This window comes from Pseudomonas sp. RC4D1 (assembly GCF_018390395.1).
GTDB lineage: Bacteria > Pseudomonadota > Gammaproteobacteria > Pseudomonadales > Pseudomonadaceae > Aquipseudomonas > Aquipseudomonas danubii.
The window spans coordinates 3,096,626-3,123,612 of the sequence record NZ_JAHBAW010000001.1 but is presented as its reverse complement, the minus strand read 5'-3'; the positions used below and the strand labels follow the sequence as shown (position 1 = coordinate 3,123,612).

At 62.4% G+C, this 26,987-nt stretch carries 24 protein-coding genes; 13 read left to right on the top strand and 11 right to left on the bottom strand.

Annotated features, from left to right (window positions below; genetic code table 11):
- Window positions 1-213 precede the first annotated feature (213 nt).
- Window positions 214-1,047, top strand: a complete 834-nt coding sequence (locus tag KHO49_RS14465) for an EamA family transporter (protein ID WP_170001831.1) — start codon at window positions 214-216, stop codon at window positions 1,045-1,047.
- A gap of 34 nt (window positions 1,048-1,081) precedes the next feature.
- Entirely contained in the window at window positions 1,082-1,465 is a 384-nt protein-coding gene (locus KHO49_RS14460) for an MAPEG family protein (RefSeq protein ID WP_102862043.1), read from the top strand.
- Between the two features lie 66 nt (window positions 1,466-1,531).
- Here KHO49_RS14460 and mltA read toward each other — a convergent pair whose 3' ends face one another.
- Window positions 1,532-2,707, bottom strand: a complete 1,176-nt coding sequence (mltA, locus tag KHO49_RS14455; protein WP_110652415.1) for a murein transglycosylase A — start codon at window positions 2,705-2,707, stop codon at window positions 1,532-1,534.
- 132 nt (window positions 2,708-2,839) lie between these two features.
- Between mltA and KHO49_RS14450 the strand changes: the two genes are divergently transcribed.
- On the top strand, window positions 2,840-3,289 hold the full coding sequence (locus KHO49_RS14450) for a c-type cytochrome (RefSeq protein ID WP_025131121.1): 450 nt from the start codon (window positions 2,840-2,842) through the stop codon (window positions 3,287-3,289).
- Between the two features lie 67 nt (window positions 3,290-3,356).
- Here the strand turns inward: KHO49_RS14450 and KHO49_RS14445 are convergent, their stop codons facing one another.
- From KHO49_RS14445 to KHO49_RS14430, 4 genes are all read right to left on the bottom strand, one after another.
- A complete protein-coding gene (locus tag KHO49_RS14445) occupies window positions 3,357-3,752 on the bottom strand; it encodes a DUF1090 domain-containing protein (protein ID WP_110652414.1) in 396 nt (131 codons plus the stop codon).
- Window positions 3,753-3,875: 123 nt separating this feature from the next.
- Complete coding sequence (gene ligB / locus KHO49_RS14440; protein ID WP_213665195.1) at window positions 3,876-5,558, bottom strand: NAD-dependent DNA ligase LigB; 1,683 nt, start codon at window positions 5,556-5,558, stop codon at window positions 3,876-3,878.
- A gap of 216 nt (window positions 5,559-5,774) precedes the next feature.
- Window positions 5,775-6,965, bottom strand: coding sequence for a methionine adenosyltransferase (gene metK / locus KHO49_RS14435; RefSeq protein WP_110594377.1), 1,191 nt, complete (start codon window positions 6,963-6,965; stop codon window positions 5,775-5,777).
- A gap of 19 nt (window positions 6,966-6,984) precedes the next feature.
- Window positions 6,985-7,980, bottom strand: coding sequence for an ArsR/SmtB family transcription factor (locus tag KHO49_RS14430; protein WP_110594379.1), 996 nt, complete (start codon window positions 7,978-7,980; stop codon window positions 6,985-6,987).
- Window positions 7,981-8,239: 259 nt separating this feature from the next.
- On the opposite strand from KHO49_RS14430, the gene tkt reads away from it, so the two are divergent.
- From tkt to fba, 6 genes are all read left to right on the top strand, one after another.
- On the top strand, window positions 8,240-10,237 hold the full coding sequence (tkt, locus tag KHO49_RS14425) for a transketolase (RefSeq protein WP_102862037.1): 1,998 nt from the start codon (window positions 8,240-8,242) through the stop codon (window positions 10,235-10,237).
- Window positions 10,238-10,394: 157 nt separating this feature from the next.
- A complete protein-coding gene (gene epd / locus KHO49_RS14420) occupies window positions 10,395-11,474 on the top strand; it encodes an erythrose-4-phosphate dehydrogenase (RefSeq protein ID WP_102862036.1) in 1,080 nt (359 codons plus the stop codon).
- 17 nt (window positions 11,475-11,491) lie between these two features.
- Window positions 11,492-12,655, top strand: coding sequence for a phosphoglycerate kinase (locus KHO49_RS14415; RefSeq protein WP_102862035.1), 1,164 nt, complete (start codon window positions 11,492-11,494; stop codon window positions 12,653-12,655).
- Window positions 12,656-12,687: 32 nt separating this feature from the next.
- Window positions 12,688-12,909: a hypothetical protein gene (locus KHO49_RS14410; protein WP_102881132.1), complete on the top strand. Its 222-nt coding sequence runs from the start codon at window positions 12,688-12,690 to the stop codon at window positions 12,907-12,909.
- A gap of 60 nt (window positions 12,910-12,969) precedes the next feature.
- Window positions 12,970-13,299, top strand: a complete 330-nt coding sequence (locus KHO49_RS14405) for an MliC family protein (protein WP_102862033.1) — start codon at window positions 12,970-12,972, stop codon at window positions 13,297-13,299.
- Window positions 13,300-13,508: 209 nt separating this feature from the next.
- Window positions 13,509-14,573 carry a class II fructose-bisphosphate aldolase gene (gene fba / locus KHO49_RS14400; RefSeq protein WP_003229012.1) on the top strand — a complete coding sequence of 355 codons (1,065 nt, stop codon included), beginning with the start codon at window positions 13,509-13,511 and terminating at the stop codon, window positions 14,571-14,573.
- Window positions 14,574-14,646: 73 nt separating this feature from the next.
- On the opposite strand, the gene KHO49_RS14395 is transcribed toward fba, so the two are convergent.
- Window positions 14,647-15,318 carry a polysaccharide lyase family 7 protein gene (locus KHO49_RS14395; protein ID WP_102881131.1) on the bottom strand — a complete coding sequence of 224 codons (672 nt, stop codon included), beginning with the start codon at window positions 15,316-15,318 and terminating at the stop codon, window positions 14,647-14,649.
- 319 nt (window positions 15,319-15,637) lie between these two features.
- Between KHO49_RS14395 and KHO49_RS14390 the strand changes: the two genes are divergently transcribed.
- From KHO49_RS14390 to KHO49_RS14380, 3 genes are read left to right on the top strand one after another with little or no spacing between them, the layout of a single operon-like run.
- The gene (locus KHO49_RS14390; protein ID WP_102881130.1) at window positions 15,638-17,761 is read left to right on the top strand and encodes a putative bifunctional diguanylate cyclase/phosphodiesterase; all 2,124 of its coding nucleotides are present in this window, start codon (window positions 15,638-15,640) and stop codon (window positions 17,759-17,761) included.
- Window positions 17,762-17,803: 42 nt separating this feature from the next.
- A complete protein-coding gene (locus KHO49_RS14385) occupies window positions 17,804-18,316 on the top strand; it encodes a M48 metallopeptidase family protein (protein ID WP_110594381.1) in 513 nt (170 codons plus the stop codon).
- A gap of 23 nt (window positions 18,317-18,339) precedes the next feature.
- Window positions 18,340-18,636, top strand: coding sequence for a winged helix-turn-helix domain-containing protein (locus KHO49_RS14380; RefSeq protein ID WP_102862029.1), 297 nt, complete (start codon window positions 18,340-18,342; stop codon window positions 18,634-18,636).
- Window positions 18,637-18,639: 3 nt separating this feature from the next.
- Here KHO49_RS14380 and KHO49_RS14375 read toward each other — a convergent pair whose 3' ends face one another.
- Window positions 18,640-19,092: a GNAT family N-acetyltransferase gene (locus KHO49_RS14375; RefSeq protein WP_102881128.1), complete on the bottom strand. Its 453-nt coding sequence runs from the start codon at window positions 19,090-19,092 to the stop codon at window positions 18,640-18,642.
- Window positions 19,093-19,369: 277 nt separating this feature from the next.
- On the opposite strand from KHO49_RS14375, the gene KHO49_RS14370 reads away from it, so the two are divergent.
- A complete protein-coding gene (locus KHO49_RS14370) occupies window positions 19,370-20,107 on the top strand; it encodes a substrate-binding periplasmic protein (RefSeq protein ID WP_102881127.1) in 738 nt (245 codons plus the stop codon).
- A 96-nt stretch (window positions 20,108-20,203) separates the two neighbouring features.
- Here the strand turns inward: KHO49_RS14370 and yccS are convergent, their stop codons facing one another.
- The 4 genes from yccS to mdtD form a co-directional block, all read right to left on the bottom strand.
- Window positions 20,204-22,396, bottom strand: coding sequence for a YccS family putative transporter (gene yccS, locus KHO49_RS14365; protein WP_213665194.1), 2,193 nt, complete (start codon window positions 22,394-22,396; stop codon window positions 20,204-20,206).
- Window positions 22,397-22,624: 228 nt separating this feature from the next.
- Entirely contained in the window at window positions 22,625-23,803 is a 1,179-nt protein-coding gene (locus KHO49_RS14360) for a BaiN/RdsA family NAD(P)/FAD-dependent oxidoreductase (RefSeq protein WP_110594383.1), read from the bottom strand.
- A gap of 125 nt (window positions 23,804-23,928) precedes the next feature.
- Complete coding sequence (gene dbpA, locus KHO49_RS14355) at window positions 23,929-25,266, bottom strand: ATP-dependent RNA helicase DbpA (protein WP_240322050.1); 1,338 nt, start codon at window positions 25,264-25,266, stop codon at window positions 23,929-23,931.
- A 243-nt stretch (window positions 25,267-25,509) separates the two neighbouring features.
- A complete protein-coding gene (gene mdtD, locus KHO49_RS14350; RefSeq protein ID WP_102881123.1) occupies window positions 25,510-26,940 on the bottom strand; it encodes a multidrug transporter subunit MdtD in 1,431 nt (476 codons plus the stop codon).
- Window positions 26,941-26,987: the final 47 nt, after the last annotated feature.

Here is a 26,987-nt window from a genome sequence, read left to right as displayed (position 1 = left end):
CAGCGAGGGGGCGACGTTGCAGGCCTGGCGGTAAAAATGCCCCGGGCACGCCCATGCTGCCGAATTCGCTGTCGCCACTGCCAAAAAAGCTGGCAACCAGTGCAAGCCGGGCAGCCGGCATGCGAGGATTCCCGCTCTGTGGTCGGGCACTCTGCCCAAGCATGACCGTGCCGCACGAGATCCGATGACCTTCAGGCAAACAGGGAGTGTGAGGTGCTGGCGACAAGTCTGGTTCTGGTGGCGGCGCTGCTGCATGCGGCATGGAACACCCTGATCAAGTTCAGCGGTGAACGATTGCTGGTGGTGGCCTGCATGGACAGCGTGGCGTTGCTGTTCGTGGCAATCATGCTGTTTTTCCTGCAATGGCCGCCACCGCAGATCTGGCCCTGGATCATCGCCTCGGCGGCCTTCGAACTCTTGTACCGCTATTTGCTGATCCAGGCGTATCGGGTAGGTGACCTGGGGCTGGTCTATCCGTTGATGCGCGGCTTGTCGCCCCTGGTGGTGCTGGCCCTGACCCTGATCTTTGCCGGCGAGGTCCTGAGCACCCAGCAAATCCTCGGCATCCTGCTGATTCCCTTCGGCATGCTGTGTCTGCTCTGGCAAGGCGGAGGCGGCGCGCGCCTGCCCTGGAGCATGCTGCCGGTGGTGGCGCTGATCGGCCTGTGCATCGGTTGCTATACCTTTATCGACGGCCAGGCCCTGCGCCGCTGGTCGCACCCGCTGGACTACCTGACCTGGGTCACGCTGCTCAGCGCCTGGCCTTTTCCCCTGGTGGCTGTGGTGTGGAAGCGGCCCGCGTTCGCGCAGTTCTGGCGTGAGCAGTGGCGCTTGGGGCTGAGCGTCGGCTTCTGTGTACTGTTCAGCTACGCTCTGGTGCTTTGGGCCATGCAGTTGGGCTCGATTGCAGAAGCGGCGGCGCTGCGTGAAATCAGTGTGATTCTGGTGGTGCTGTTCGGTATGCGCTACCTGAAAGAACCTTTCGGCCGGCCACGGCTCTTAGCCTGTGGATTGGTGCTGATTGGCATGTTGGTGATGAAGTTCTGAACACCCCCTAAAACTCTAAAAAAGGATTTGCTCCATGACTGTCGCTTTCTGGTGTGTGTTGATCGCAATTGTCCTGCCCTACTTGTGTACCGCCATCGCCAAGGGCGCAGGCAAATACGGGCTTCGCTACAACCATGACCCACGGGCGTTCCTGAGTACCCTGGAGGGGCTGCCCAAGCGTGCCCACAACGCGCAGCTCAATGGTTTCGAGGTGACTCCGGCATTTGCTGCGGCGGTGATCATTGCCCATGTGGCGGGTAACGCCGAACTGGTGACCATCAACGTCCTGGCGGTGCTGTTTGTCACCAGCCGTCTGCTGTACATGATCTGCTACCTGGCGGACTGGGCGATCCTGCGGTCCCTGGTGTGGTTCGTGGGCATGGGCCTGATCGCCAGTTTCTTCTTCGTTTCAGTCTGAAACACCCTCTTGCCGGCGAAAGCGTCTTCATGGTCGCCTCCGCCGGCAAGCCGGCTGCTACTGGGGTCAAGGGGTATCGGGCACTTCCGGTACTTTGGGCAGCGCCGCGCCCTTGGGCCAGAGCATCCAGATCTGTCCCTGCTGCTTCATGTCGCCGGCCAGTTGTCCGGCCGCCTCGCCGGTGCCCCAGAACAAATCGGCACGGACTTCTCCGGTAATCGCGCCGCCTGTGTCCTGAGCGGCTACGGGGCGTACCAGGCTGCTGCCGTCGGGACGAGTGGTGGACAGCCACAGCAGGCTGCCCAGGGGAATGACCTTGCGATCCACTGCGACGCTGTAGCCGGAAGTCAGCGGCACGTTCAATGAGCCACGGGGGCCTTCGTTGCTGTCCGGGTTGCGATTGAAGAACACGTAGCTTGGGTTGCTGCCCAGCAGTTCGGGAATCCGCGTCGGATGGGCCTTGGCCCAGGCGGCGATGGTGCCCATGGTCACGTCCTCTTTTTTCAGTTCCCCCTGCTCCACCAACCAGCGGCCGATGGGCCGGTACGGGTGGCCATTCTGGTCGGCGTAGCCGATCCGCAGTTGGCGACCGTCATCCAGCTGGATCCTTCCCGACCCCTGGATCTGCAGGAATTGCAGGTCCATCGGATCGGTCAGCCAGGCCAGCACCGGAGCCTTCACCCCCTTGGCTTCGATGGTCGCGGCATCGTCATAGGGCTTGAGCACCCGGCCTTCGAGGCGGCCCCTCAGGCGCTTGCCCTTGAGTTCCGGATAGAGGCTGTCCAGAGCGACGATGATCATGTCGTCCGGCACGCCGTACACCGGTACATTGGCCGTTCGGGTCTGGGTCAGGCTGCCGGGATACACCGGTTCGTAATAGCCGGTGATCAAGCCGGTGCTACTGCCGCTGCCCGAGCGCAGCCCATAGACTTCCAGGTGTTCCTTGAGAAAGTCGCGGATGGCAGCCGGAGTCTGTGGCACGTTGGCTGCTGCAGCGCAGGTGGCGCCCCACACCGGGTCGGCTTTCAGGCGGTTGCAGGCACTGCGCCAGGAGCCGAAGCCGGCCAGCAGGTCGTTATCGGCTACGCTGGGCAACGACTCCCAGGGCGCACTGTTGTAGGTGGCCAAGGCGTGGGTTGGCGCAGGCTTGCCGTTATCGCCGCCGTTGCAGCCGGCAAGCAGCGCCAGGGCTGGCAGGGTCCAGAGCAGGTGGCGACGCCAGCGGAGGAAGCTCGGGTTCATGCTGTATTTCCTTGAGGGGTTATCCACAGACTGGGTGGCAGTGGGCAACCCCTATTGTTAATAGGGCTATTGGTGTTTGCCGGGGAGGCGAGGATACTGGCCGCCGTTTCCGTGACCTGACCTGAAGCCACCATGACGCTAAAAAGACTTTCTGTTGTATTGCTGGCCTGCCTGACGCTTTCCGCCTGTGGCGGTGTCGATCCCAACTCTCCCCTGGGCCAGCGCAAGGCAATTTTCAAACAGATGCTCAAGACCGGCGAGGACCTGGGGGGCATGCTGCGTGGGCGGATTCCTTTCGACGGTGCGCGTTTTGCCGAAGGTGCGGTCAAGCTCGACAGCCTGTCCCATGAACCCTGGAAGCACTTCCCCGAGGTCAAGGAAGAAGATCACACCAGCGCCACCGATGACGTCTGGCGCAAGCAGGCGCGATTCCAGGAGCTGGCACGCAACCTGGAGGCGGCCACCGGCGAACTGGTGACCATCAGCCAGGTCCAGCCTTACAAGGCCAGTAACCTGGGGCCGGCAGTGCAGAAGGTCGAGGATGTCTGCAGTGCTTGTCACAAAGAATTCCGCAATCACTGAGTGGCGGTTCTGACAAGGTGTTTTGCGCTGGCGAGGGAGCAGTCCCCCTCGCCACGACAAGCGCCGCTTACTTGTCCAGCTCGTCCAGGGCTTGCTGCAGTTCCTTGCGGGATTCGGCGAGTTTGTCCTTGCGCTTGTTGATCTTCTCCGAGTCGCCTTTCTTCATGGCTTTTTCCAGATCGGCCTGGCGCCGGCTGACTTCGTGCTTGGCTTCCAGCACCTTGTTTTCCCGATCCTTCTTCAGCGAGGCATCGGTGCAGTGGGCGCTGACTTCACTCAGGGCGCGCTCCAGGCCGGCTTGCTGATTGCTATTGCCATGAGCCTTGGCTTGTTCAATCTGGGTCATGATCGCTTGGCGCTTGGCGGCACAACCGGTCAGTTGCGGAGCTTGTTCGGCGGCCAGCAGGGGCGCGCTCATCAGGCTGCACAGGGTCAAGGCAGCGAGGGATGGAAACAGTTTCATGGAAGGCTCCAGGTGGAAAAAGATCAAAAAATAACCAATTAAAATATTGACGCTGGCATCGGGAGTGGGGTGTTGGAACCCAATCCCGCCTGGGTGGTTCAACCTGCGCCCCAGGATGATGGATTAAAAACCTTCGATACCCGCTTCACTCAAGGTGGCACGCAGGGCCAGTACCTGTGGATCACGAAAGAATGCCGTCAGTTGCGCAGCACGTTCCGCTCCTATTCCTGCCTCGTCCTGCCAGTCCTGGCTGCTTTTCAGCGCCAGGGTTTGCCATGGCCCGCTCAGGTCAGCTGAGCCACTGGGGGGCAGCCCCAGGGATTTCAGCCAGCGAGGGAAGGGTTGCTGTCTTGCCCGGTGCAGGCTCTCGAGTAAACGAGAGCTGCTGCGCTTGCCGAAGCCGGCAATGTTAGCAAGCTCCGCCTGATCCAGGGTCAGCCAATCCAACAGGCCTTTGATACGCCCTGTTTCAATCAGCCTGCTCCAGGTTCGCTCGCCGATATTCTGCAGGTCCAGGCCCTGTTTGCTGCCGAGCCAGGTCAGCCGCGCGAGAAACTGACTCTCGCAACCGGGAGAGGGCTGCCAGCAGCTCAAGCCATGAAAGTCCTCCTGGGCCGGAGCCTGGATGGCCTGGCGTTGCGGGCTCCTGAGTACCACGCTCTCCAGACGCGGAATGGTCAATCCGGCAAGGCTGATGGCCACCTGATCGCCGGGCGCTATATCCAGTGCCCGCCAGCGTTGTAGCGAGCCGACGCTGACGCGACGGATCTGTCGGTCGTCGAGGGTGACAGGCTCGATATCCAGCAAAGGGGTGATGCGTCCGGTGCGGCCGATGCGGAATCGCACCTGACGCACATGGGCCAGGGCCTGGGCGTAGGGATATTTCCACGCGGCGATCCAGTGCGGCGCTTTGGCCTGCCAGCGCTCGGCGGCCGGGCGCTGGCTCTGCCGCAGGATGATGCCGTCGCTGGCGAAGGGCAGGGGTGAGCGGTACCAGTGCTCCCGCCATTGTCGAGCTTCGCTGAACCCGGTGATGGGCCTGCTGTATTCACGGCCCTCGGGAAAACCCAGTTGCGCCAGTTGCTCCAGGCGTTCACTCAAGATGGCGGGGCCTTGGGGCCAGTCCCAGACAAACAGGCCGATCTGCTGTGCTTCTGCCCTCGACAGGTGTTTGCGTGCCAGCCATCCGGCGACCCGGCTGCGAGCATTGAGGCTGCCCGCGCGGGACTGGATGTGTTGCTCCAGTCGTTGATACAGCTCCCCTTGTAGCAGCAGGTCCACGGGCTGTGGCAATTGTTTGGGGATGGCCGGGATCTGACGGGCGCTGGCGCTCCAGTCATGGCCCAGCAGGCCGTCACCCCGACTTAACGCCTGGTGGAAGCGACCCTGACGGTAGATCAGGGTCACGGCCACGCCGTCGATCTTGGGTTGCGCCCAAACACCTTCGCGACCTTTTAGCCAGAGCTGGACGGCATTGTCATCGGGGAGTTTTTCCACTCCGGTGTGAGCAATAGGGTGGGGGATGCTGCCCCGGGCGTCGAGCAACGGCCGGTCCGCAGTCACGGGAATCTGTGGAAAGCAGTGCCGCAGGTTGGCCAGGCGCTGACGGGACTGGTCGTAGAGCTCGTCGGCTACAGGCGATTGGCCGTGCCGGTGGTAGCGGGTATCCCAGTTCTTGAGCTGTTGTTGCAGGGCGGTGATTTCCAGGTTGGCCTGGGACGTTGGCCAGTCAGGACATTGGGCCTGAGCGGGTAGAGCGGCGAGGGCCAGAAGCAGCAGGAAGAGTCTTGGCAGCATGGGGAGCATCCTTGCTCTGATGGGCATGCGCTAAAGGCTAGAGGGGATTGGCTGTGGGCTTGGACGAAGGTGTTTGCCGGGTGTTTCATCGGGCGCCAAAACTCGTCGTCAATGGCGCAGGGCCCTGTATCGACGGTTGTCGGCTGGCTTTGCAAGGAAACCTTCAGCCACAAAAAAGCCCCGCCGGGCGAGCCGGGCGGGGCTTTGGATGTTGCCAGGTGAAGCTTACAGGCCGGCAGCAGCGCGCAAGGCGTCGGCGCGGTCGGTTTTTTCCCAAGTGAAGGTGGTGAAGGTGTCCTCACCCACGGTCTTGGTTTGTGGGGCACGGCCGAAGTGACCGTAGGCCGCGGTTTCCTGGTACATCGGGTGCAGCAGGTCAAGCATGGTGGTGATCGCGTAAGGACGCAGGTCGAAGTGCTCGCGTACCAGCTTGACGATCTTGTCGTCGCTGATCTTGCCGGTGCCGAAGGTGTTCAGCGAGATCGAAGTCGGTTGCGCCACGCCGATGGCGTAGGACACCTGGATCTCGCAACGCTCGGCCAGGCCGGCGGCAACGATGTTCTTGGCCACGTAGCGACCGGCATAAGCGGCGGAACGGTCAACCTTGGATGGGTCCTTGCCGGAGAACGCGCCACCGCCGTGACGGGCCATGCCGCCGTAGCTGTCGACGATGATCTTGCGGCCGGTCAGGCCGCAGTCGCCCACCGGGCCACCGATGATGAACTGACCGGTCGGGTTGATGTGGAACTGGGTGTCCTTGTGCAGCAGCTCGGCTGGCAGCACGTGCTTGACGATCAGTTCCATCACGCCTTCACGCAGGTCGTTGTAGGACACTTCCGGGTTGTGCTGGGTCGACAGCACCACGGCGTCGATACCGACCACGATGCCGTTTTCATAGCGGCAGGTGACCTGGGACTTGGCGTCCGGACGCAGCCATGGCAGCAGACCCGATTTGCGAGCTTCAGCCTGGCGATGGACCAGTTGGTGGGAGAAGGCAATCGGCGCCGGCATCAGCGCTGCGGTTTCGTTGCTGGCGTAGCCGAACATCAGGCCCTGGTCGCCGGCGCCCTGATCTTCAGGCTTGGCGCGGTCAACGCCCTGGTTGATGTCGGGGGACTGCTTGCCAATGATGTTCATCACGCCGCAGGTGGCGCCGTCGAAGCCGACGTCCGAGCTGGTGTAGCCGATGTCGCAGATCACGTCGCGGACGATCTGCTCCAGGTCGACCCAGGCGCTGGTGGTGACTTCACCGGCGACGATGGCAACACCGGTCTTGACCAGGGTTTCCACCGCTACGCGGGCGTGCTTGTCCTGGGCAATGATGGCGTCCAGCACCGCATCGGAAATCTGGTCGGCGATTTTATCCGGATGCCCTTCAGACACGGACTCGGAGGTGAAAAGGGAGTATTCGCTCATCTCGACGGTTTCCTAAAATTTACCGATGGTGAGTGTCGCCAGCCGGTCGCTGAAAGTGGCGGACCTGGATCTGGAAACCATTACGTAAGCCTACATAGAGACTTTCCCCGGGAGTCAGTCCCGCAGCGCTGGCCCAGCGGGCCAAATCATCTTGTTCGAACCCTAGCCAGAGATCGCCGCAAGCCTCTTTGGCCCAACTCTGGTTGTGGCTGCACAAGTCTGTTACCAACAGGCTGCCGCCTGGTTGCAGCAATCGGGCCATCTGCTTGAGGGCTTCGGCCGGTGCGGCGAAATGGTGCAGGACCATATTCAGCACTACGCAATCGGCCGTCAGTGGCACGCCATCCAATGCATCGGCCAATTGCAGGCTGACGTTAGCCAATGTTTCGCGCTCACACAGCTGGCGCGCCAGTTCAAGCATTGCCGGACTGTTGTCCAGAGCGGTTACCTGGGCAAAGCGTCGGGCCAGTTCAGGGAGAAATCCACCGTCACCGGGACCCACTTCAATGGCCGTGGCCATTGGCTTGAAACTCAGCTGGTCCAGCAGCGCGAGAACACTGTCGCGGTACTGCGGCAGTCCTGCGATCAGGTCCTGCTGGGCGCGGAATTTCTCCGCCACCCGGGAAAAAAAGTCTTGACTGGCCGCGGCCCGTTGCCGGTGCACCAGGCCGATCCGGCCCTGGACATCCGCCGGCAGCCGCACCTGGTCCACTTCGTCCAGCAGTGCTGCGTGAAGCTTGCCCCCCAGGAGTTCGGTATGGGGCAGGGCGCGGCGATAGAAAATCGCATTGCCTTCACGGCGGGTCGCCACCAGGTTGGCCTGGGCCAGGACCTTCAAATGGTGACTCATGCCGGACTGGCCGATGGCGAAGATCTGAGCCAGTTCCAGTACACCGAACGAGTCGTTGCTCAGTGCGCGCAATACATTGAGCCTCAGAGGATCGCCGCCGGCCTTGCACAGGGCGGCCAGTTCGTCGCAATCGTCATGCTCAATGGAGGGTGCGTGCAGGTTCATAGGGGCGCAGTCTAGAGGTGCCTGCAAAGCCCTGCAACACCAATATCAAAACTTTTTGATATTGGTGTTGCAGGGGCCTTTGCCAGAGCCGTTCGTTGCCTTGTCAACGAACGGCGAGCGGGTTTCTCCAGTGGATTGAGTGCTTATCCTTGGGAAAAACATGCCTGAGTGACTATCTGTCATTGCCCCCGCCAGACGCCTGAGGGAAAATGCAGGCCTTTTTTCCGTTTCGTTTTATTCAATCCTCAGGAGATCAGCGATGCCCAGCCGTCGTGAGCGTGCCAACGCCATTCGTGCCCTCAGCATGGATGCCGTGCAAAAAGCCAACAGCGGCCATCCAGGTGCCCCCATGGGTATGGCGGATATCGCCGAAGTACTTTGGCGTGACTACCTCAAGCACAACCCGAGCAATCCATCCTTCGCCGACCGTGACCGCTTCGTGCTGTCCAACGGTCACGGCTCGATGCTGATCTACTCGCTGCTGCACCTGACCGGCTACGACCTGTCGATCGATGACCTGAAGAACTTCCGCCAACTGCACAGCCGCACTCCGGGCCACCCGGAATTCGGCTATACCCCGGGTGTGGAAACCACCACTGGCCCACTGGGTCAGGGCCTGGCCAATGCCGTGGGCTTCGCCCTGGCGGAAAAAGTCCTGGCGGCGCAGTTCAACCGTCCAGGTCACGACATCGTTGATCACCACACCTACGTATTCCTGGGTGATGGCTGCATGATGGAAGGCATTTCCCACGAAGTAGCCTCCCTGGCCGGTACCCTGGGCCTGGGCAAGCTGATCGCCTTCTACGATGACAACGGCATCTCCATCGACGGTGAAGTCGAAGGCTGGTTCACCGACGACACGCCCAAGCGTTTCGAAGCCTACAACTGGCAAGTGATCCGCAACGTCGACGGCCACGATCCGGAAGAGATCAAGACCGCCATCGACACCGCGCGCAAGAGCCCGTTGCCGACCCTGATCTGCTGCAAGACCACCATCGGTTTCGGTTCGCCGAACAAGCAGGGCAAGGAAGACTGCCACGGCGCACCACTGGGTGCCGAGGAAATCGCCCTGACCCGCGCTGCACTGAAGTGGAACCATGGCCCGTTCGAAATCCCGGCCGACATCTACGCCGAGTGGGACGCCAAGGAAGCCGGTCGCGCCGTGGAAGCCGAGTGGGATCAGCGCTTCGCGGCCTACTCCGCTGCGTTCCCTGCCGAAGCCAATGAACTGGTACGTCGCCTTGCGGGCGATCTGCCCGCGGACTTTGCCGAGAAGGCCAATGCCTATATCGCTGAAGTCGCGGCCAAGGGCGAAACCATCGCCAGCCGTAAAGCCAGCCAGAACACCCTGAACGCCTTCGGCCCGCTGCTGCCTGAATTTCTCGGCGGCTCGGCTGACCTGGCCGGCTCCAACCTGACCCTGTGGAAAGGCTGCAAGGGCGTCAGCGCTGAAGACGCCAGCGGCAACTACATGTACTACGGCGTGCGCGAGTTCGGCATGACCGCCATCATGAACGGCGTTGCCTTGCACGGTGGCCTGGTGCCTTACGGCGCGACCTTCCTGATGTTCATGGAATACGCACGCAACGCAGTGCGCATGTCGGCGCTGATGAAACAGCGGGTGATCCATGTCTACACCCACGACTCCATCGGTCTGGGCGAAGACGGCCCGACTCACCAGCCGATCGAGCAACTGACCAGCCTGCGCAGCACCCCGAACCTCGACACCTGGCGCCCAGCCGATGCCGTGGAATCGGCGGTGTCCTGGAAGTACGCCCTGGAGCGCAAGGACGGCCCATCGGCGCTGATCTTCTCCCGCCAGAACCTGCAGCACCAAACCCGTGATGCCGGGCAGATCGCCGACATCAGCCGCGGTGGCTACGTGTTGAAAGACTGCGCAGGCGAGCCTGAGCTGATCCTGATTGCCACCGGTTCGGAAGTGGGCCTGGCGGTCCAGGCTTTCGACAAGCTGACTGAGCAGGGCCGCAAGGTGCGCGTGGTTTCCATGCCGTGCACCAGCGTGTTCGACGCTCAGGACGCGGGCTACAAGCAATCGGTTCTGCCGTTGCAGGTCAGCGCGCGGATCGCCATCGAAGCTGCTCACGCCGACTTCTGGTACAAGTACGTGGGTCTGGAAGGCCGGGTGATCGGCATGACCACCTACGGCGAGTCGGCGCCTGCGCCGGCCTTGTTCGAAGAGTTCGGTTTCACCCTGGACAACATCCTGGGCCAGGCCGAAGAGCTGCTGGAAGACTAAAAAAGCACGCGGTGGCCCAGCCACCGCGATCCCTTTGTAGGCGCTGGCTTGCCAGCGATTCGCGGCCTGCCTGACACGCCGCTGATCGTTGGCAAGCCAGCTCCTGCGATGGGGTGCGTATAACAAGTTCGTCTGCCTGTGCCTGATCGAGAACCCCATGCCTCAATCGCGTCCCTATAAAGTTGCACTCAACGGCTACGGCCGGGTTGGTCGTTGCGTCTTGCGTGCTCTGTTCGAGCGGGGGGCTGCGGCTGGATTCGAGATCGTCGCCATCAACGATCTGGCCGACATGGCCAGTGTTGAATACCTGACACGCTTCGACTCGACCCACGGCCGGTTTCCCGGCGAGGTGAAGGTCGATGGCGACTGTCTGCATATCAATGGCAACTGCGTGAAAGTGCTGCGCAGTGCCACGCCTGAAGGCATCGATTGGGCGTCCCTGGACGTCGATCTGGTGCTGGAATGCTCCGGTGCCTACCACACCCGGGCAGACGGCCAGCGTTTCCTCGACGCCGGCGCGCCACGGGTGCTGTTCTCCCAGCCGATGGCCAGCGAGGCGGATGTCGACGCCACCATCGTTTACGGGGTCAACCAGGAGTGTCTGACCGGCGCCGAGCTGCTGGTCTCCAACGCCTCCTGTACCACCAACTGTGGTGTGCCGCTGTTGCGCCTGCTGGATCAGGCCATCGGCCTGGAATATGTGTCGATCACCACCATTCACTCGGCGATGAACGACCAGCCGGTGATCGACGCCTATCACCACGAGGATCTGCGTCGGACCCGTTCGGCGTTCCAGTCGGTGATCCCGGTGTCCACTGGTCTGGCGCGTGGTATCGAGCGCTTGTTGCCGGAACTTGCCGGGCGAATTCAGGCCAAAGCTGTGCGAGTGCCGACGGTCAATGTGTCCTGCCTGGATATCACCATGCAGACCGTGAGCGATACCGACGCCACCGAGGTCAACCGGATTCTGCGCGAGGCCGCCACCAGCGGTCCGCTCAAGGGCTTGCTGGCCTATACCGAGTTGCCTCACGCCAGCTGTGATTTCAATCATGATCCCCATTCGGCGATCGTCGATGCCAGTCAGACCCGCGTTTCCGGCCCCCGGCTGGTGAACATCCTGGCCTGGTTCGACAACGAATGGGGCTTTGCCAACCGGATGCTGGATGTTGCTGGGCACTACCTGCAAACAGCCACTCCACGCTCTGACTCTAAACTCTCTGTTTCTGAACAACAGTAACCCAGGAATTGCGACCCATGACCGTGTTGAAGATGACCGACCTCGATCTGCAAGGTAAGCGCGTACTGATCCGCGAAGACCTCAACGTCCCAGTCAAGGACGGTGTTGTCACCAGCGATGCGCGGATCCTGGCTTCGCTGCCGACCATCAAGCTGGCCCTGGAAAAAGGCGCGGCGGTGATGGTCTGCTCGCACCTGGGCCGTCCGACCGAAGGCGAGTTCTCTGCCGAGAACAGCCTCAAGCCGGTAGCCGATTACCTGAGCCGCGCCCTGGGCCGTGAAGTGCCGCTGGTGGCCGACTACCTGGGTGGTGTCGAGGTCAAGGCCGGCGACATCGTGCTGTTCGAAAACGTGCGCTTCAACAAGGGCGAGAAAAAGAACGCCGACGAACTGGCCCAGCAATACGCTGCCCTGTGCGACGTGTTCGTGATGGATGCTTTTGGCACCGCGCACCGCGCCGAGGGTTCGACCCATGGCGTGGCCAAGTTCGCCAAAGTAGCCGCTGCAGGTCCCCTGCTGGCTGCTGAGCTGGAGGCGCTGGGCAAGGCCCTGGGCAACCCGGCCAAGCCGATGGCGGCCATCGTTGCCGGTTCCAAGGTGTCCACCAAGCTGGATGTGCTCAACAGCCTGAGCCAGATCTGCGACCAGTTGATCGTCGGTGGCGGCATCGCCAACACCTTCCTGGCCGCTGCCGGGCATCCGGTGGGCAAGTCGTTGTACGAGCCGGACCTCTTGGACACCGCCCGAGCCATCGCCGCCAAGGTCAGCGTACCGCTGCCGGTGGACGTGGTCGTGGCCAAGGAGTTCGCCGAAAGCGCCGAAGCTACCGTCAAGCTGATCGCTGATGTTGCCGCTGACGACATGATCCTCGACATCGGCCCACAGACTGCCGCGCAGTTCGCCGAGCTGCTGAAATCCTCCAAGACCATCCTCTGGAACGGTCCTGTAGGCGTGTTCGAATTCGACCAGTTCGGCAACGGCACCCAAGTGCTGGCCCAGGCCATCGCCGACAGCGCCGCGTTCTCCATTGCTGGCGGTGGCGACACCCTGGCGGCCATCGACAAGTATGGCGTGGCCCAGCAGATCTCCTACATTTCTACCGGTGGCGGCGCTTTCCTCGAGTTCGTCGAGGGCAAGGTACTGCCGGCGGTTGAAGTCCTGGAAGCCCGGGCCAAGGCCTGAGATTCCCGTTGGCCGGGCAAAGGAGTGTTCTGATGGTCAAGACATTGCCACTGTTGATCGCCGCGGCTTTGCTGGCGGGGTGCTCCGGCACTCCCCAGGCAAAATCGGCCGATGAGGCCGGTGAGCCGGACAAAGGCTGCTATCAGGCCGATTGGCAGGCCGAGACGGCGCCGGTGATTAACAAGCGTCTGGGCCCAGAGGGCCTGGAGAAGTACGAGACACCGTCAAAGACCAGGGAACAGGGCTGCCCTTGACGGGTCGGATTGGATAACGCAACGCGCTGGGGCCTGTGGGCTGTCAGCCGAGGAACATCGATGAAAGGTTTGATCGCCGTGGCGATGCTGGGCTTGCTGGCAGGGTGTGCCAACCTGAACCTGCTCAAGTCGCCGGCTCCCGACAACTGGACGACCTGGGTGTGTGACAGCCAGGCACAAGTGCTTTGGCGCTACACCGACGACAGCCGCAAGGCAGTCGACGTGCGCCTGGGGGGCGACGATCAGGTTCGGCGCCTTAAGCTTGAGCCCAGTGGTTCGGGTTCGCTGTACAGCGATGACATGCTGGCGTTTCACGTCAAGGGTGAAGAGGGCCTGGTTTACTGGGTCGCCACCAATGACTTGATCGGCCGCGGCTGCAAGGCCCAGTAGGAGCTGGCTTGCCAGCCAAGGCGGCGTCCAGGCCTGTGCAAGGTCAAGGGCCCCTTTACCGGCGAACTGGTTCCTGAAGGGCTGTAGAGATTTGGTTTTAACGGATACAACAGGGCGGGCTGACCCCCGATCTGCAATCACTTGAATAGCAGTCGCCGCTACGGCAGGCTTGCACGATTAACGACCCTCGACCGGGAGAGACACACACAATGGCACTCATCAGCATGCGCCAGATGCTGGACCACGCAGCCGAGTTCGGCTACGGCGTTCCAGCCTTCAACGTCAACAACCTTGAGCAGATGCGCGCCATCATGGAAGCCGCTGACAAGACTGACTCCCCGGTGATCGTTCAGGCGTCCGCCGGTGCGCGCAAGTACGCCGGTGCGCCGTTCCTGCGTCACCTGATCCTGGCGGCGATCGAAGAGTTCCCGCATATCCCGGTGTGCATGCACCAGGACCACGGCACCAGCCCTGACGTCTGCCAGCGCTCAATCCAGCTGGGCTTCTCCTCGGTCATGATGGACGGCTCCCTGGGCGAAGACGGCAAGACGCCGACCGACTACGAATACAACGTGCGCGTCACCCAACAGACCGTGGCCATGGCCCACGCCTGCGGCGTGTCGGTAGAAGGCGAGCTGGGCTGCCTGGGTTCCCTGGAAACCGGCATGGCCGGTGAAGAAGATGGCATCGGTGCCGAAGGCGTGCTGGACCACAGCCAGATGCTGACCGATCCGGAAGAGGCTGCGGACTTCGTCAAGAAGACCCAGGTCGACGCCCTGGCCATCGCCATCGGCACCAGCCACGGTGCCTACAAGTTCACTAAGCCGCCTACCGGCGACGTGCTGGCCATCGACCGCATCAAGGAAATCCACAAGCGCATCCCCAACACCCACTTGGTGATGCACGGTTCTTCGTCGGTTCCGCAGGAGTGGCTGGCGATCATCAACCAGTACGGCGGCGACATCAAAGAAACCTACGGCGTGCCGGTTGAAGAAATCGTCGAAGGCATCAAGTACGGCGTGCGCAAGGTCAACATCGATACCGACCTGCGCCTGGCGTCCACCGGTGCCATGCGTCGCCTGATGGCCACCAACCCGAGCGAGTTCGATCCACGCAAGTTCTTCGGGGCCACCGTGACCGCCATGCGCGACGTGTGCATCGCCCGTTACGAAGCCTTCGGCACTGCCGGCAACGCTTCGAAGATCAAGCCGATCTCCCTGGAAGCAATGTTCCAGCGCTACCTCAAGGGTGAGCTGAACGCCAAGGTCAACTAAGCCTTAGCGTCATCCGGAAAGCCCGCAGCGATGCGGGCTTTTTTGTGCCTGGGATTCCTGCACAGAGACGGGGTTAGATTTTGTTGTGGTCGATATCCAGCTTGGAGAAGGTCACCTTGCCGCCCTCGCTGGTGTAGCCGCTGTTGTCCTGGACATAAACGCCAGCCTTGAAATACAGCGGCTTGTCGCGCCAGGTGGCGCTCAGCTGGCCATCCCATTGATAGCCCGCAGCACTGATCCCCAGGGCACCACCGGGGCTCAGGTGGATCAGGTAGGAAAACTCCCGATCCATAGGCACGTTCCTGGCGACGGTGATGACCCGGCCTTCGTCGTCATCCGGGCGCATGCGCACCTTGGCCACGACATTGCCGCTGCCCTGGCTGGTCTTGTACTGGTACTCCACTTTCACCAGGGGCTTGGTGCTGTTGTAGGCATGGATCTGGCCGACGACGATCTTGCCCGACGAGGGCACCTGCTTCACTGCCAGGGTGGCGTACAACAGGTTGTCGGCCTCGGGATAGGTCCAGTTGCGCAGGGTGCCGTTGGAATAGGTTTCCCGCAGCTCGGTGCGCGGGTAGATGGCGTTCTCGGTTTTTGATCCGGTCACTGGCGACCAGAAGAACAGGGTGCCGCTATCGGAGTGGAAGTACTGGTCCTTGAAGCCTTTGACCAGGGTGGGGGTGTCAATGGTTGCCGGTGGGCTGCCGACGGGAACGCTGAGGTTCCAGGTTGCCAGATCGATCATGGTGAGAGGTTCCGCAAGGAAAGGTCTGGTGCAGGTCGCCGAGGGCTTTAGCCTGCGCTTCTTCGGGCGTCTTTATAACGCAGAACGGATGCCGGGCGAGGTCCGTACGGCGGATATCTGACGTCAGCAAAATATCGAAATGCCATCCTTCCCGGTTTTTATGCTGCACAACTGTGACCGTTAGTCGGGAGTCGGCGCCATTGGCGGAGCGATGACGTGATGGCGGCTTCTGCTTTTCAAGATCCGGGTCTAGAGTGAGTCCACAGTTTTAGCCAGGTTTTCTCACCCGCTCAGTCTTACTACAGGCAAGAGAAGCAGCATGGAATGCGTGCATCCGGAGGTGGCCGAAGGCCACTCCACTCTTCTGATCGTTGATGACTATCCTGAAAATCTCCTAAGCATGCGTGCTCTGTTGCAGCGCCAGGACTGGCGGGTGATGACCGCTGCCTCCGGTGTCGAGGCCCTGGGCCTGTTGCTCGAGCATGAGGTGGATCTGGTGCTGCTGGATGTGCAGATGCCCGGCATGGATGGTTTTGAGGTGGCTCGACTGATGCGCGGCAGCCAGCGTACCCGGCTGACACCGATCATCTTCCTCACCGCGAACGAGCAGTCCCAGGATGCCGTGATCAAGGGCTACGCCAGTGGCGCGGTGGACTACCTGTTCAAACCCTTCGACCCGCAGATTCTCAAGCCCAAGGTCCAGGCTTTGCTGGAGCAACAGCGCAACCGCCGAGCCCTGCAGCACCTCAGTCATGATCTGGAGGTGGCGCGAGCGTTCAACGCCGCGGTGTTGGACAACGCCGCCGAAGGCATCCTGGTGGTGGACGAAGGCGGCCATGTGCGCTTCGCCAATCCAGCGGTCTCGCGCTTGCTCAATGCCCAGGTGCAAGATCTGGAAGGCTCGCCCTTCCTCGATTACCTGCAAAAGCCCCACGTCCCCGACTGGAACGAATCCGAACTCTACGCCTGCTACCGCAGGGGCGAGACCTATCGTCTGCATGACGCCCTGTTGCGTACCGTCCCTGGCCAGCAGATCTGCGTGGCTCTGTCCTGCGCGCCCCTGCCCAGCGAACAGAAGGCCATGGTGGTGACCTTGCTGGACATGTCCGAGGTTCGACACCTGCATCAACAGCTGGAGTACCAGGCCGTTACCGATCCGCTGACGGGCCTGCTCAACCGGCGCGGTTTCTATCAGACCGTGGAGAACATCCTGCTGCGCAGCGATCGCTCGGGAAAGTCTCTGGTCCTGCTCTACCTGGACCTGGACGGCTTCAAACGAGTCAACGACTCCCTGGGGCACGATGCCGGTGACCGGGTGCTGCGCTGGGTCTCCGAACAGTTGAAGGAATGCCTGCATTCGTTCGACATTCTCGGGCGCATGGGCGGCGACGAGTTCACGGCCCTGCTGGAGCTGAGCTTCCCGGAGCAGGCGGCAAAAATCGCCGAAAAACTGATCGAACGCCTGTCCATCAGCCAGCAGATCGATGGCATGGAGGTGGTGCTGGGGGCCAGCATTGGCATCGCCATCTACCCTGACTGCGGTTCCAATCTGGATGGCCTGTTGCGCGCGGCGGATATCGCCATGTACGAGGCCAAGCGTGCCGGCCGTCAGCAGTACCGTTACTACGACCATGAAATGAACGGCCGTGCCCGGTCCCGGCTGATGCTTGAAGAAAGCGTGCGCAGCGCGGTGGAGCGCAAGGAGTTCACCCTGGTGTATCAGCCCCAGGTGGCCATTGCCGATGGCCGCTTGCGAGGGTTCGAGGCGTTGCTGCGCTGGCGGCACCCGAGTGTCGGCGATGTACCGCCCGGGCTGTTTCTGCCGTTGTTGGAAGAGGCGCGGTTGATCAGCCGCCTGGGCAGTTGGATCTATCAACAGGGCGCCGCTCAGCGCAAGGATTGGGAACAGGTATTCAGCCCGGACCTGGTGCTGGGTGTCAGCCTCAGCGCTACCCAGTTCGGCATGCCCAACCTGGCAACCGAACTGCGCCAGGTGTTGTTGCGCCATGGCCTGCAGCCTCGTCAGCTGGAGGTGGAGGTGACCGAGGCGGCACTGACCCAGAACCTCGACGAGACCCGCAAGCAGTTGCAGCAGTTGCATGAGCTGGGGGTGCGGGTGGCCCTGGACGATTTCGGATCAGGCAGCTGCTGTCTGGCGTACCTGCGTGACCTGCAGTTGGACACCCTCAAGCTTGACCGGCACCTGATCGCTCGCCTGCTGACTTCGCCGCGAGATGCCGCCATCGCCCGCAGCGTGATCGATCTGTGCAAACAGTTCGGCCTGCTGGTGATTGCCGAAGGCGTGGAAACCCTCGAACAATACGAGTGGCTCAAGGCCAATGGTTGTGAATACGTGCAGGGTTTCCTGGTGGCGCGCCCCCTGACTGCCAGCAGTGCCAGTCAGTTTGCCCAGCCTTTTGACTGGAGCGCGTTGCCGGCCTGAATTCGCTACACTGGCGCTCTTTGCACCTTGCGTTGCCCCTTCATGACTGCACTCAAATACCTTCAGGCCTACCCCGTCGCCCTGCAACAGCAAGTGCGCCAGCTGATCGACGAAGATCGCCTGGGGGACTACCTGAGCCGGCGCTATCCGAACAAGCACGCGGTACAGAGCGACAAGGCGTTGTACAACTACGCTCTGGAACTGAAGCAGGAATACCTGCGCAACGCCCCGGCCATCGACAAGGTGCTGTTCGATAACCGCCTGGACCTGACCCACCGCGCCCTGGGCCTGCACACCACGGTGTCCCGGGTACAGGGCGGCAAGCTCAAGGCCAAAAAGGAGATCCGCATCGCCTCCCTGTTCAAGGAGGCGGCGCCGGAGTTCTTGCGGATGATCGTGGTGCACGAGCTGGCGCACTTCAAGGAATCGGACCACAACAAGGCGTTCTACAAGCTCTGCGAGCATATGCTGCCGGGCTATCACCAGCTGGAGTTCGACCTGCGGGTCTACCTGACCTGGCGCGACCTGCAAGCCAAGGCAGGAGCGGCGGATTAGTGCTTAGTGAAAGGGAGTAGGCGATGGATGTCAGCAAGACCAAGAGCAGTTTCTACCGCCGCCTGTATGTGGCGTATCTGATCGACAGCGGCCTGGCCAGCAGTGTGCCGGCGCTGACCGAAGTCACGGGCATGCCCCGACGCACCGCCCAGGACACCATCGCCGCCCTGGCGGACCTGGACATCCTCTGCGAGTTCGAGCAGCAGGATGGCGCCCGCAATCATGCCGGGCGCTACCGGATCCATAGCTGGGGGGCCATCGACAAGGGCTGGATCGAGCCCAATCTGCGGCAGATCAAGACAGTGCTGGGTTATCCCTGAGTCTCAGGCCCGGCGCATGCCGATATGGGGAATGCCGTCCTCAAGGTATTCCTCACCCGCGACGATGAAGCCGTAGCGTCCGTAGTAATCCTGCAGATGGGCCTGGGCCGAGAGGTAGATCGGGGTTTCTGGCCAGTGCCGTTGTGCCTGTTTCAGCGCCTGCTCCATCAGGGCATGACCCAGGCCCTGGCCACGGGCCTGTTCGGCGATCACTACGCGGCCGATCACGACGTCGCCGCCTTGGGAGATCGGGTCCAGCAGGCGCACATAGGCCAGCAGGCGGTCGTCGTCCCAGGCCATCAAGTGGCAGGTATCGCCTTCAAGGTCGCGGCCGTCCACTTCCTGGTAGGGGCATTTCTGTTCCACGACAAAGACTTCGGTGCGCAGTTGCAGGATGGCGTACAACTGTTCCTTGCCCAGATCGGTGTGATGCTTGCAGACCCATTCGATGGTCATCTTCATATCCTGTAGAAAGTGCTGTGCGAAATACTAGGCACATCGCCGCCGGATGTCTTGTCGAGCAGCACCCAGAGGCTGTTTCTGTGAGTTAGGTCAAAATGCCACCATTGTTGTTACTGGCCTTTGTCTTCTTTGTGTAATCTGTTTTCAAGTCCTGTGCAGCGGTTCTGATGAGCTAGTGTTAGGGGCTGGGCTGCCCTGTCGAATACCGGCAGGGGCCCTCGAGTGTCGGCTGGAACGCGCTGGGCCCTGTGCCCGCTAAGGATCTTTTAGCATGCTGCGATTGCATCGAGCTTTGGCTTTGATCGGATTGCTGTTGCTGGGCCACAGCGCTTCTGCGGAGAAGCTGCGCCTGGTCGCTGACGCCTGGCCCCCCTTTACCGATGCGACCCTGGTCAATGGCGGGGTGGCCACCGATATCGTCAGCACCGCCCTGTCCCGTGCCGGCTATGCCAGCGAGTTCGAACAGGTGCCCTGGGCCCGGGCTCTGATGGGGGTTGGCGAGGGACGCTACGACGTACTGGTCAATGCCTGGTACAACGAAGAGCGCACCCATCTGGGGCAGTTTTCCTCGGAGTACCTGGTCAACCGAGTGCGCTTCATCAAGCGCAAGGATGCCTCGCTGGAATACAACAACCTCAAGCAACTGCATCAGTACCCGGTGGCGGTGGTGCGTGGCTACGCCTATTCGCCGGAGTTCGACAACGACCCGAACCTGCAGAAAGTTCTGGTGCATAACTTCGCCATGGCCGTGCGCATGCTGGCGGCGGACCGGGTCAAGCTGACTCTGGAAGACGAATACGTCGCCCGCTACTACCTGGCCCGGGAATCGCCTCGGGTGCGCAACGCCGTGGAGTTCCTGCCCAAGCCCCTGAGCGAGAACGGCCTGCATATCCTGGTCAGCCTGAAAAACCCCGAGCATGCGCAGATCGTTGCCAAGTTCGACCGGGAAATTGCCGCCATGAAGGCCGACGGCAGCTACGACCGCCTGTTGCGCCAACACGGTATGTAACCGAACAGGGGGCTGTCTGTAGGAGCTGGCTTGCCAGCGAAAGCGGCCCCGAACCTTGCATAAATCTTGCGGCCTCTTTCGCCGGCAAGCCGGCTCCTACGGTTTTGCGTCGTCGCTGGTGTCTTTGATCAGGTGCGCCGCCAGGGTCCGCAACGGGCCCAGTTGTCGACAGATCAGTGCCAGCTGGGTCTGCACCAGACGCTGGCCTTCGTCGATTTCATCCGGCATCTGCTCCAGCTCATTGGCCAACGCTTCCTCGGCATCGCTCTGGATGGCGATCGGGGTCTTGTTGGCCAGGCCCTGGGCAATCTCGTCGATGCTCGCCGCCAGGCTGACCCCGGCACCGTCGATCAGGTGCTCGCGGACCTCCCCCGGCAGTTGGGTTTCCCGGTGCGCGCCCAACCCCGACAGGTAGCTGAGCAAGGTGTGTGACAGCACCAGGAAGCGGAACCCCACGTCGGCTTCCTTACGGAAATGCCCCGGCTCCATGAGCATGTTGGCCAGGGTGGTGGACAGCGCTGCGTCGGCGTTGTGGGCGTTGCGCCGGGCCAGGCGGTAGGCCAGGTCGTCGCTTTTGCCTGCGGCGTACTGCTGCATGATCTGGCGCAGGTAGATGCTGTTGCAGGTCAGGGTGTTGGCCAGCACCTTGTTCAGGCGTCGGCCCTGCCAGTCCGGCAGGAACAGGAACACCGCCAGCCCGGCGATCAGACTGCCCAGCAGGGTATCGAACAGCCGCGGCAGGAACAGCCCGTAACCGTCGCCCACCTGGTTGAAGCAGAACAGCACCATCAGGGTGATGGCGGCTGTGGCCAGGGTGTAGCGGGTGGTGCGGTTGGTAAAGAACACCACCCCGGCGGCGATGGCGAATAGCGATTGCACCAAGGGGCTCGGGAACAGGTCGAACAGCGCCCAGGCGATGGTCAGGCCGATGGCGGTGCCGACGATCCGCTGCCCCAGCTTGCGCCGGGTGGCGCCGTAGTTGGGCTGGCAGACGAACAGCGTGGTGAGGATGATCCAGTAGCCCTGGGATGGGTGGATCAGATGCACCATGCCGTAGCCGATACTCAGCGCCAGGGGCAGGCGCAGGGCATGGCGGAACAGCAGTGATGTCGGTGTCAGCTGGGTGCGCAGGCGAGTCCAGACATCCTTGAGGTTGCGCGGCGAGCGGTCCAGCAGGCTGCTGTCGGTGGCATCGGCCAGGGCGTCGGGGTTGCTGGCGTCGCTGAGCAGGCGGTCGAGGGTGCCAAGGTTGGCCGCCAGGGCGCGCAGCGAGCGCAGCAGCCCGCGCCAGGCCGGGTTGCTCTGGATGCGCAGGTGTTCCAGGGAGGCGTGCAGGTCACCCAGGGCTTGGGCAAAGCTGGCGTCATAGACGAACGGCTGGCGCAGCTGGATGGATTCGGCCAGGGCGCGGCAGGCCTTGCCCTGCTGGCGCAACAGGCGCTGGCAGCGAAACAGCACGTCGCTGTGGAAGAAGGCGTCGGTCAGGGCGTTATAGGGGTAATGGGACGAACTGGCGCGCTCGTGGATGTCCTGGGCCAGGAAGTACAGCTTCAGGTAGCGGCTGACTTTCGACCCCGGCCGGCCATTGCCCACCCGGTGCAGGATGATCTCCTTGGCGGCGTTGAGGGCTGCCACGACCTTGCCATTTTGCTGGGCTAGCTCCAGGCGCCGGGCTTCCACATCCAACTGGCGGATTGGCTCGAACAGGGATGACTTGAGCTTGAGGTAGAAACCCAGCTCACGAAACAGCCGGGCCAGGCTCTGCTGCACCGGCTGGTTGGAGAACAGCGCCTGCCACAGGACCGAGAGCAGGCCATACCAGGCCGCGCCGGCCACCAGCAGCAGCGGCTCGTGCCAGAAGTCGATCACCGCGCCGCCGCGCTGGTCGACGCCGATCATGGTGTAGACCGAGAGAATCAGGGTCGCCGAGGCGATGGCGCCATAGCGTTCCCCCAGGGCCCCGAGCATGGTCAGGCCGAAGCTGGCCAGGGCCAGGGCAATGGCGAAGATCCAGGGGTAGGGGAACAACAGTTCCACCGACAGCGCGGCGATGCTGAAGCACACCAGGGTCACGGCCAGGGCGTTGAGCCGGCCTTGCCAGCTGTCGTCGGTTTCCGCCAGGGCGCTGGCGATGATGCCGAGGAACAGTGGAATCAGCAGGCCCATCTCATCCTGATACCAGCACAGCGCCATGCTGCCGGTCAGGGCGATGAACACCCGCACGCTGTAGCTGAATTTATCCAGCGCCCAGAGGCGGCGCAGAGACTGACGAAAAGAAGTCGATGACATGGAGTGGGACAGGCCTTCCGGGGCGATGCAGCTAAATTGAGCCAGTATTGACGACGGCGCAATGCCGCCGTCACATCGGCCGACAAATTCTGTTGCCGTTGCCGGTCGGGCGCCTGTAGCCGCTGCCGTAGGCTGCGAACGACCCGAAGGGGCGCGGCGATTCAAGGTCCGCTGAGGTCCTGCGGACCTGTCGCAGCCTGCGGCAGCGGCTACAGGGATTGCAGCGGCTCAGACGTATTGCGCCGCCGCGTAGCCCGAGGCCCAGGCCCACTGGAAGTTGAAGCCGCCCAGGTGGCCGGTGACGTCCAGCACTTCACCGATGAAATACAGCCCCGGGCTCTTCAGCGATTCCATGGTCTTGGACGACACCTCGCGGGTATCGACCCCGCCCAGGGTCACTTCGGCGGTGCGGTAGCCCTCGGTGCCCGCCGGCACCAACTGCCAGCTGCCGAGTTTTTGCGCCACGTCCGCCAGCTCCGCCGGGGTGTATTGCTTCATCGGCTTGGAGACGAACCAGTGCTCGGCCAGCAGTCCCGCCATCTTCTTGGTGAAGATTTCCCCCAGTAGGGTTTTCAGCTCGCTGTTGGGGCGCTCGGCCTGCTGCTGTTGCAGCCAGCCCAGGGCGTCGTGGTCTGGCAGCAGGTTGATCTCGACACTGTCGCCGGGTTGCCAGTAGGAGGAAATCTGCAGGATCGCCGGGCCGCTGAGGCCACGATGAGTGAACAGAATGTTCTCGCGAAAGCTCTGCTCGTTGCAGCTCACCAGACAGTCCACCGAGGTGCCCGACAACTCGCTGCACAGTTCCTTGAGCTGATCGGTGATGGTGAAGGGCACCAGGCCGGCACGGGTCGGCAGCAGTTCATGGCCGAACTGCTTGGCGACCTGATAGCCAAAACCGGTAGCGCCCAAGGTCGGGATCGACAGGCCGCCGGTGGCGATCACCAGGGATTGGCACTGCACCGCGCCCAGGGTGGTCTGCAACAGATAGCCCGACTCCATTTTCTCGATCTGCTGGATCGAGGTGTCCAGGCGCAGTTCGACGCCGACCTGATCGCATTCGTCGAGCAGCATGCCGAGGATGTCGCTGGACTTGTTATCGCAGAACAGCTGGCCGAGTTTCTTCTCGTGGTAGGGCACGCCGTGCTTGGCCACCAGGCCGATGAAGTCCCACTGGGTGTAGCGGGCCAGGGCCGATTTACAGAAATGCGGGTTCTGTGAAAGGAAGTTGGCGGGCTCGGTGTACATATTGGTGAAGTTGCAGCGGCCACCGCCGGACATCAGGATTTTCTTGCCGGCCTTGTTGGCGTGGTCCAGCAGCAATACCTGGCGACCGCGGCCGGCCGCGGTCAGGGCGCACATCAGGCCGGCCGCGCCAGCGCCGATGATCACGACTTGGGTAGAACGCAAAACGGTGTCCTCGCACAAATTTGTGTAGGAGCGAGCTTGCTCGCGATAACGGTGCCGGGTTCAACCTCGATGTCGGCTGTTCGGACGCTATCGCGAGCAAGCTCGCTCCTACAGGGACGGTGGGGTTAGAGGACGCGCACGCGCAGCGAACGGCCCTTGATCTTGCCGTTGTTCAAACGTTGCAGCGCCTGCATGACCACGGTGCGATCAACCGCCACATACGACTGGAAGTCGAAGATCGCGATCTTGCCGACCTGGGCGCCCGGGATGCCGGCGTCGCCAGTCAGTGCACCGAGAATATCGCCCGGACGCACTTTGTCCTTGCGCCCGCCCGCGATGCACAGCGTGCTCATCGGTGGCTGCAGCGGGGCGCCGCCCTGGGACTTGAGGTTGTCGACCTGATCCCAGTTCAGCGGGGCTTTCTGCAGCTGTTCGATGGCTTGCGCGCGATGGGCTTCGGACGGTGCGACGAGGCTGACCGCGATACCTTTTTCGCCAGCGCGACCGGTACGGCCAACGCGGTGAATGTGGATTTCCGAATCGCGGGCCAGCTCGACGTTGATCACCATGTCCAGCGCATCGATGTCCAGGCCACGGGCGGCCACGTCGGTGGCGACCAGTACCGAAGTACTGCGGTTGGCGAACATCGCCAGCACCTGATCGCGGTCACGCTGTTCCAGATCGCCGTGCAGGCCGACGGCGGAAATGCCTTTGGAGGTCAGGTGATCGACGGTTTCCTGCACTTGCTGCTTGGTGAAGCAGAAAGCGACGCAGGAAGCCGGGCGGAAGTGGTGCAGGACTTTGGTCACTGCGCTCATGCGTTCTTCCGGGGAAATCTCGTAGAAACGCTGTTCGATCTGCGTGTCGTCGTGGAACGCCTCGGCTTTCACCGTCTGCGGATCACGCATGAACTTCGACGCCAGTTGCTTGATACCCACCGGGTACGTGGCGGAGAACAGCAGGGTCTGCCGGCGCGACGGGGTCTGCTCGATGATGTCTTCGATGGCGTCGTAGAAACCCATGTCGAGCATGCGGTCGGCTTCGTCGAGGATCAGCGTGTTCAGGCCATCAAGCACCAGCGAGCCCTTGCGCAGGTGTTGCTGGATACGCCCCGGGGTGCCGACGATGATGTGGGCGCCGTGTTCCAGGGAAGCGATCTGCGGACCGAAGGACACGCCGCCGCACAGGGTCAGGACCTTGATGTTGTCTTCGGCACGGGCCAGGCGCCGGATTTCCTTGGCCACCTGGTCGGCCAGCTCGCGGGTCGGGCAGATCACCAGGGCCTGGCAGCCGAAGTAGCGCGGGTTGATCGGGTTCAGCAGGCCGATGCCGAAGGCCGCGGTCTTGCCGCTGCCGGTCTTGGCCTGGGCGATCAGATCCATGCCCTTGAGGATCACCGGCAAGCTCTGCGCCTGGATCGGCGTCATCTGGGCATAACCGAGGGAGTCGAGGTTAGCCAGCATGGCGGGAGACAGGGGCAAAGTATTAAAAGCGGTGGCAATGGTGGTCACGGGACTGGCCTGCAAAACAAAATGTCGCGCAGTGTATCAGCCTCGCTCCCATAACCTGCAAATTCTGGACGAGCAACCGCGCAAAGGTGGTTTTGTGTAGGAGCTGGCTTGCCAGCGAAAGCGGTCGCGAGGTTGGTGCAATGCTCGGGGGCCTCTTCGCCGGCAAGCCGGCTCCTACGGAGGGGTGTGTGCGGCTCAATGCTCGATGTGCTGCTCCTCGACCTTGCGCGCCCTTCGGCCATCGGTGGGCGACAGCTGGAGGAAGATCGCCGCCGCCAGCATCGCCATGATGCCCACGGTGAGAAAGGTCAGCTGGAAGGCGCCGAGCACGGTGTTCACTCCGTCATTGCCTACTTGTGCAGTAAAACCGCCCAGCAGCGCACCGGCACAGGCCACCCCCAGGCTCAGGGACAACTGCGCTACCACCGACAGTAAGCTGTTGCCGCTGCTGGCGGCGGCATCGTCGAGGTCGATCAGGGTCACGGTGTTCATCGCGGTGAACTGCAGCGAGTTGATCGCCCCCAGCACCGCCAGCATGCCCAGCAGCAGGGGATAAGGCGTGTGCTCGCTGACCAGCCCCATGCTGGCCAGCATCAGCCCCAGGGCCAGGGTGTTGCCGGTGAGCACGATGCGGTAGCCCAGGCGCTCGATCAACGGCCGGGCAATGGACTTGGCCAGCATCGCCGCGGCCGCCAGGGGCAGCATGCTCATCCCCGCCTGGGACGGTGAATAACCCAGCGCCACCTGCAGCAGCAGCGGCACCAGGAACGGCAGGGCACCGCTGCCCAGGCGGGCGAACAGGTTGCCGAGGATGCCCACGGCAAAGGTCCGCACCTTGAACAGCGAAGGGGCGAACAGCGGGGTGTCGATATGCCCGGCCCGTAGCCAGTAGGCCGCCAGGCAGGCCAGTCCGGCAAACAGCAGCAACATCACCCGCAGGTGCGGCAGGTGCAGTTCCCCCAGGCCTTCCATGGCGATGGTGATCAGCACCATCGCCGCGCCGAACAGCACAAAGCCCAGGCCATCGAAACGGGTGCGCTCGCTGCCTCGCAGGTCGGGGATAAAACGCCACACCGCATAGCAGCCCACCGCACCCACCGGCAGGTTGATCAGGAAGATCCAGTGCCAGGTCAGGTACTGCACCATCCAGCCGCCCATGGTCGGGCCGATCAGCGGGCCCAGCAGCCCGGGAATGGTGATGAAGCCCATAATCCGCACCAGCTCCGAGCGCGGGTAGGCTCGCAGCACCACCAACCGTCCCACCGGCAGCATCAGTGCCCCGCCCAGGCCCTGGATCACCCGGGCGCCGATCAGTTGGCTCAGGGTGTTGGACATCGCGCACAGCAGGGAACCGATGCTGAACAGCAAGATGGCGCCGAAGAAGATCTTCTTGGTGCCGAAGCGGTCGGCGATCCAGCCCGATGCTGGGATCAGCAGGGCCACGGTGAGCATGTAGGCAATGATCACCCCCTGCATGCGCAGCGGGTCTTCCGCCAGGTCCTGGGCCATGGCTGGCAGCGCCGTATTGAGGATGGTGCCGTCCAGGGATTGCATGAAGAAGGCGATGGCCACCACCCAGGGCACCCAGCGGGCGGTGGTGGCATCGAGAGGCGTGCGTTCGGGCATGGGATCTCCCAAGGGCAGCGGCAAGCGGCAAGCCATAAGCTTCAAGC

Excerpts from the sequence above, each read along its gene's own strand:
- KHO49_RS14460 (WP_102862043.1), top strand. The coding sequence starts at position 1,082 with ATGACTGTCGCTTTCTGGTGTGTGTTGATCGCAATTGTCCTGCCCTAC.
- mltA (WP_110652415.1), bottom strand. The coding sequence starts at position 2,707 with ATGAACCCGAGCTTCCTCCGCTGGCGTCGCCACCTGCTCTGGACCCTG.
- KHO49_RS14450 (WP_025131121.1), top strand. The coding sequence starts at position 2,840 with ATGACGCTAAAAAGACTTTCTGTTGTATTGCTGGCCTGCCTGACGCTT.
- KHO49_RS14445 (WP_110652414.1), bottom strand. The coding sequence starts at position 3,752 with ATGAAACTGTTTCCATCCCTCGCTGCCTTGACCCTGTGCAGCCTGATG.
- ligB (WP_213665195.1), bottom strand. The coding sequence starts at position 5,558 with ATGCTCCCCATGCTGCCAAGACTCTTCCTGCTGCTTCTGGCCCTCGCC.
- metK (WP_110594377.1), bottom strand. The coding sequence starts at position 6,965 with ATGAGCGAATACTCCCTTTTCACCTCCGAGTCCGTGTCTGAAGGGCAT.
- KHO49_RS14430 (WP_110594379.1), bottom strand. The coding sequence starts at position 7,980 with ATGAACCTGCACGCACCCTCCATTGAGCATGACGATTGCGACGAACTG.
- tkt (WP_102862037.1), top strand. The coding sequence starts at position 8,240 with ATGCCCAGCCGTCGTGAGCGTGCCAACGCCATTCGTGCCCTCAGCATG.
- epd (WP_102862036.1), top strand. The coding sequence starts at position 10,395 with ATGCCTCAATCGCGTCCCTATAAAGTTGCACTCAACGGCTACGGCCGG.
- KHO49_RS14415 (WP_102862035.1), top strand. The coding sequence starts at position 11,492 with ATGACCGTGTTGAAGATGACCGACCTCGATCTGCAAGGTAAGCGCGTA.
- KHO49_RS14410 (WP_102881132.1), top strand. The coding sequence starts at position 12,688 with ATGGTCAAGACATTGCCACTGTTGATCGCCGCGGCTTTGCTGGCGGGG.
- KHO49_RS14405 (WP_102862033.1), top strand. The coding sequence starts at position 12,970 with ATGAAAGGTTTGATCGCCGTGGCGATGCTGGGCTTGCTGGCAGGGTGT.
- fba (WP_003229012.1), top strand. The coding sequence starts at position 13,509 with ATGGCACTCATCAGCATGCGCCAGATGCTGGACCACGCAGCCGAGTTC.
- KHO49_RS14395 (WP_102881131.1), bottom strand. The coding sequence starts at position 15,318 with ATGATCGATCTGGCAACCTGGAACCTCAGCGTTCCCGTCGGCAGCCCA.
- KHO49_RS14390 (WP_102881130.1), top strand. The coding sequence starts at position 15,638 with ATGGAATGCGTGCATCCGGAGGTGGCCGAAGGCCACTCCACTCTTCTG.
- KHO49_RS14385 (WP_110594381.1), top strand. The coding sequence starts at position 17,804 with ATGACTGCACTCAAATACCTTCAGGCCTACCCCGTCGCCCTGCAACAG.
- KHO49_RS14380 (WP_102862029.1), top strand. The coding sequence starts at position 18,340 with ATGGATGTCAGCAAGACCAAGAGCAGTTTCTACCGCCGCCTGTATGTG.
- KHO49_RS14375 (WP_102881128.1), bottom strand. The coding sequence starts at position 19,092 with ATGACCATCGAATGGGTCTGCAAGCATCACACCGATCTGGGCAAGGAA.
- KHO49_RS14370 (WP_102881127.1), top strand. The coding sequence starts at position 19,370 with ATGCTGCGATTGCATCGAGCTTTGGCTTTGATCGGATTGCTGTTGCTG.
- yccS (WP_213665194.1), bottom strand. The coding sequence starts at position 22,396 with ATGTCATCGACTTCTTTTCGTCAGTCTCTGCGCCGCCTCTGGGCGCTG.
- dbpA (WP_240322050.1), bottom strand. The coding sequence starts at position 25,266 with ATGCTGGCTAACCTCGACTCCCTCGGTTATGCCCAGATGACGCCGATC.
- mdtD (WP_102881123.1), bottom strand. The coding sequence starts at position 26,940 with ATGCCCGAACGCACGCCTCTCGATGCCACCACCGCCCGCTGGGTGCCC.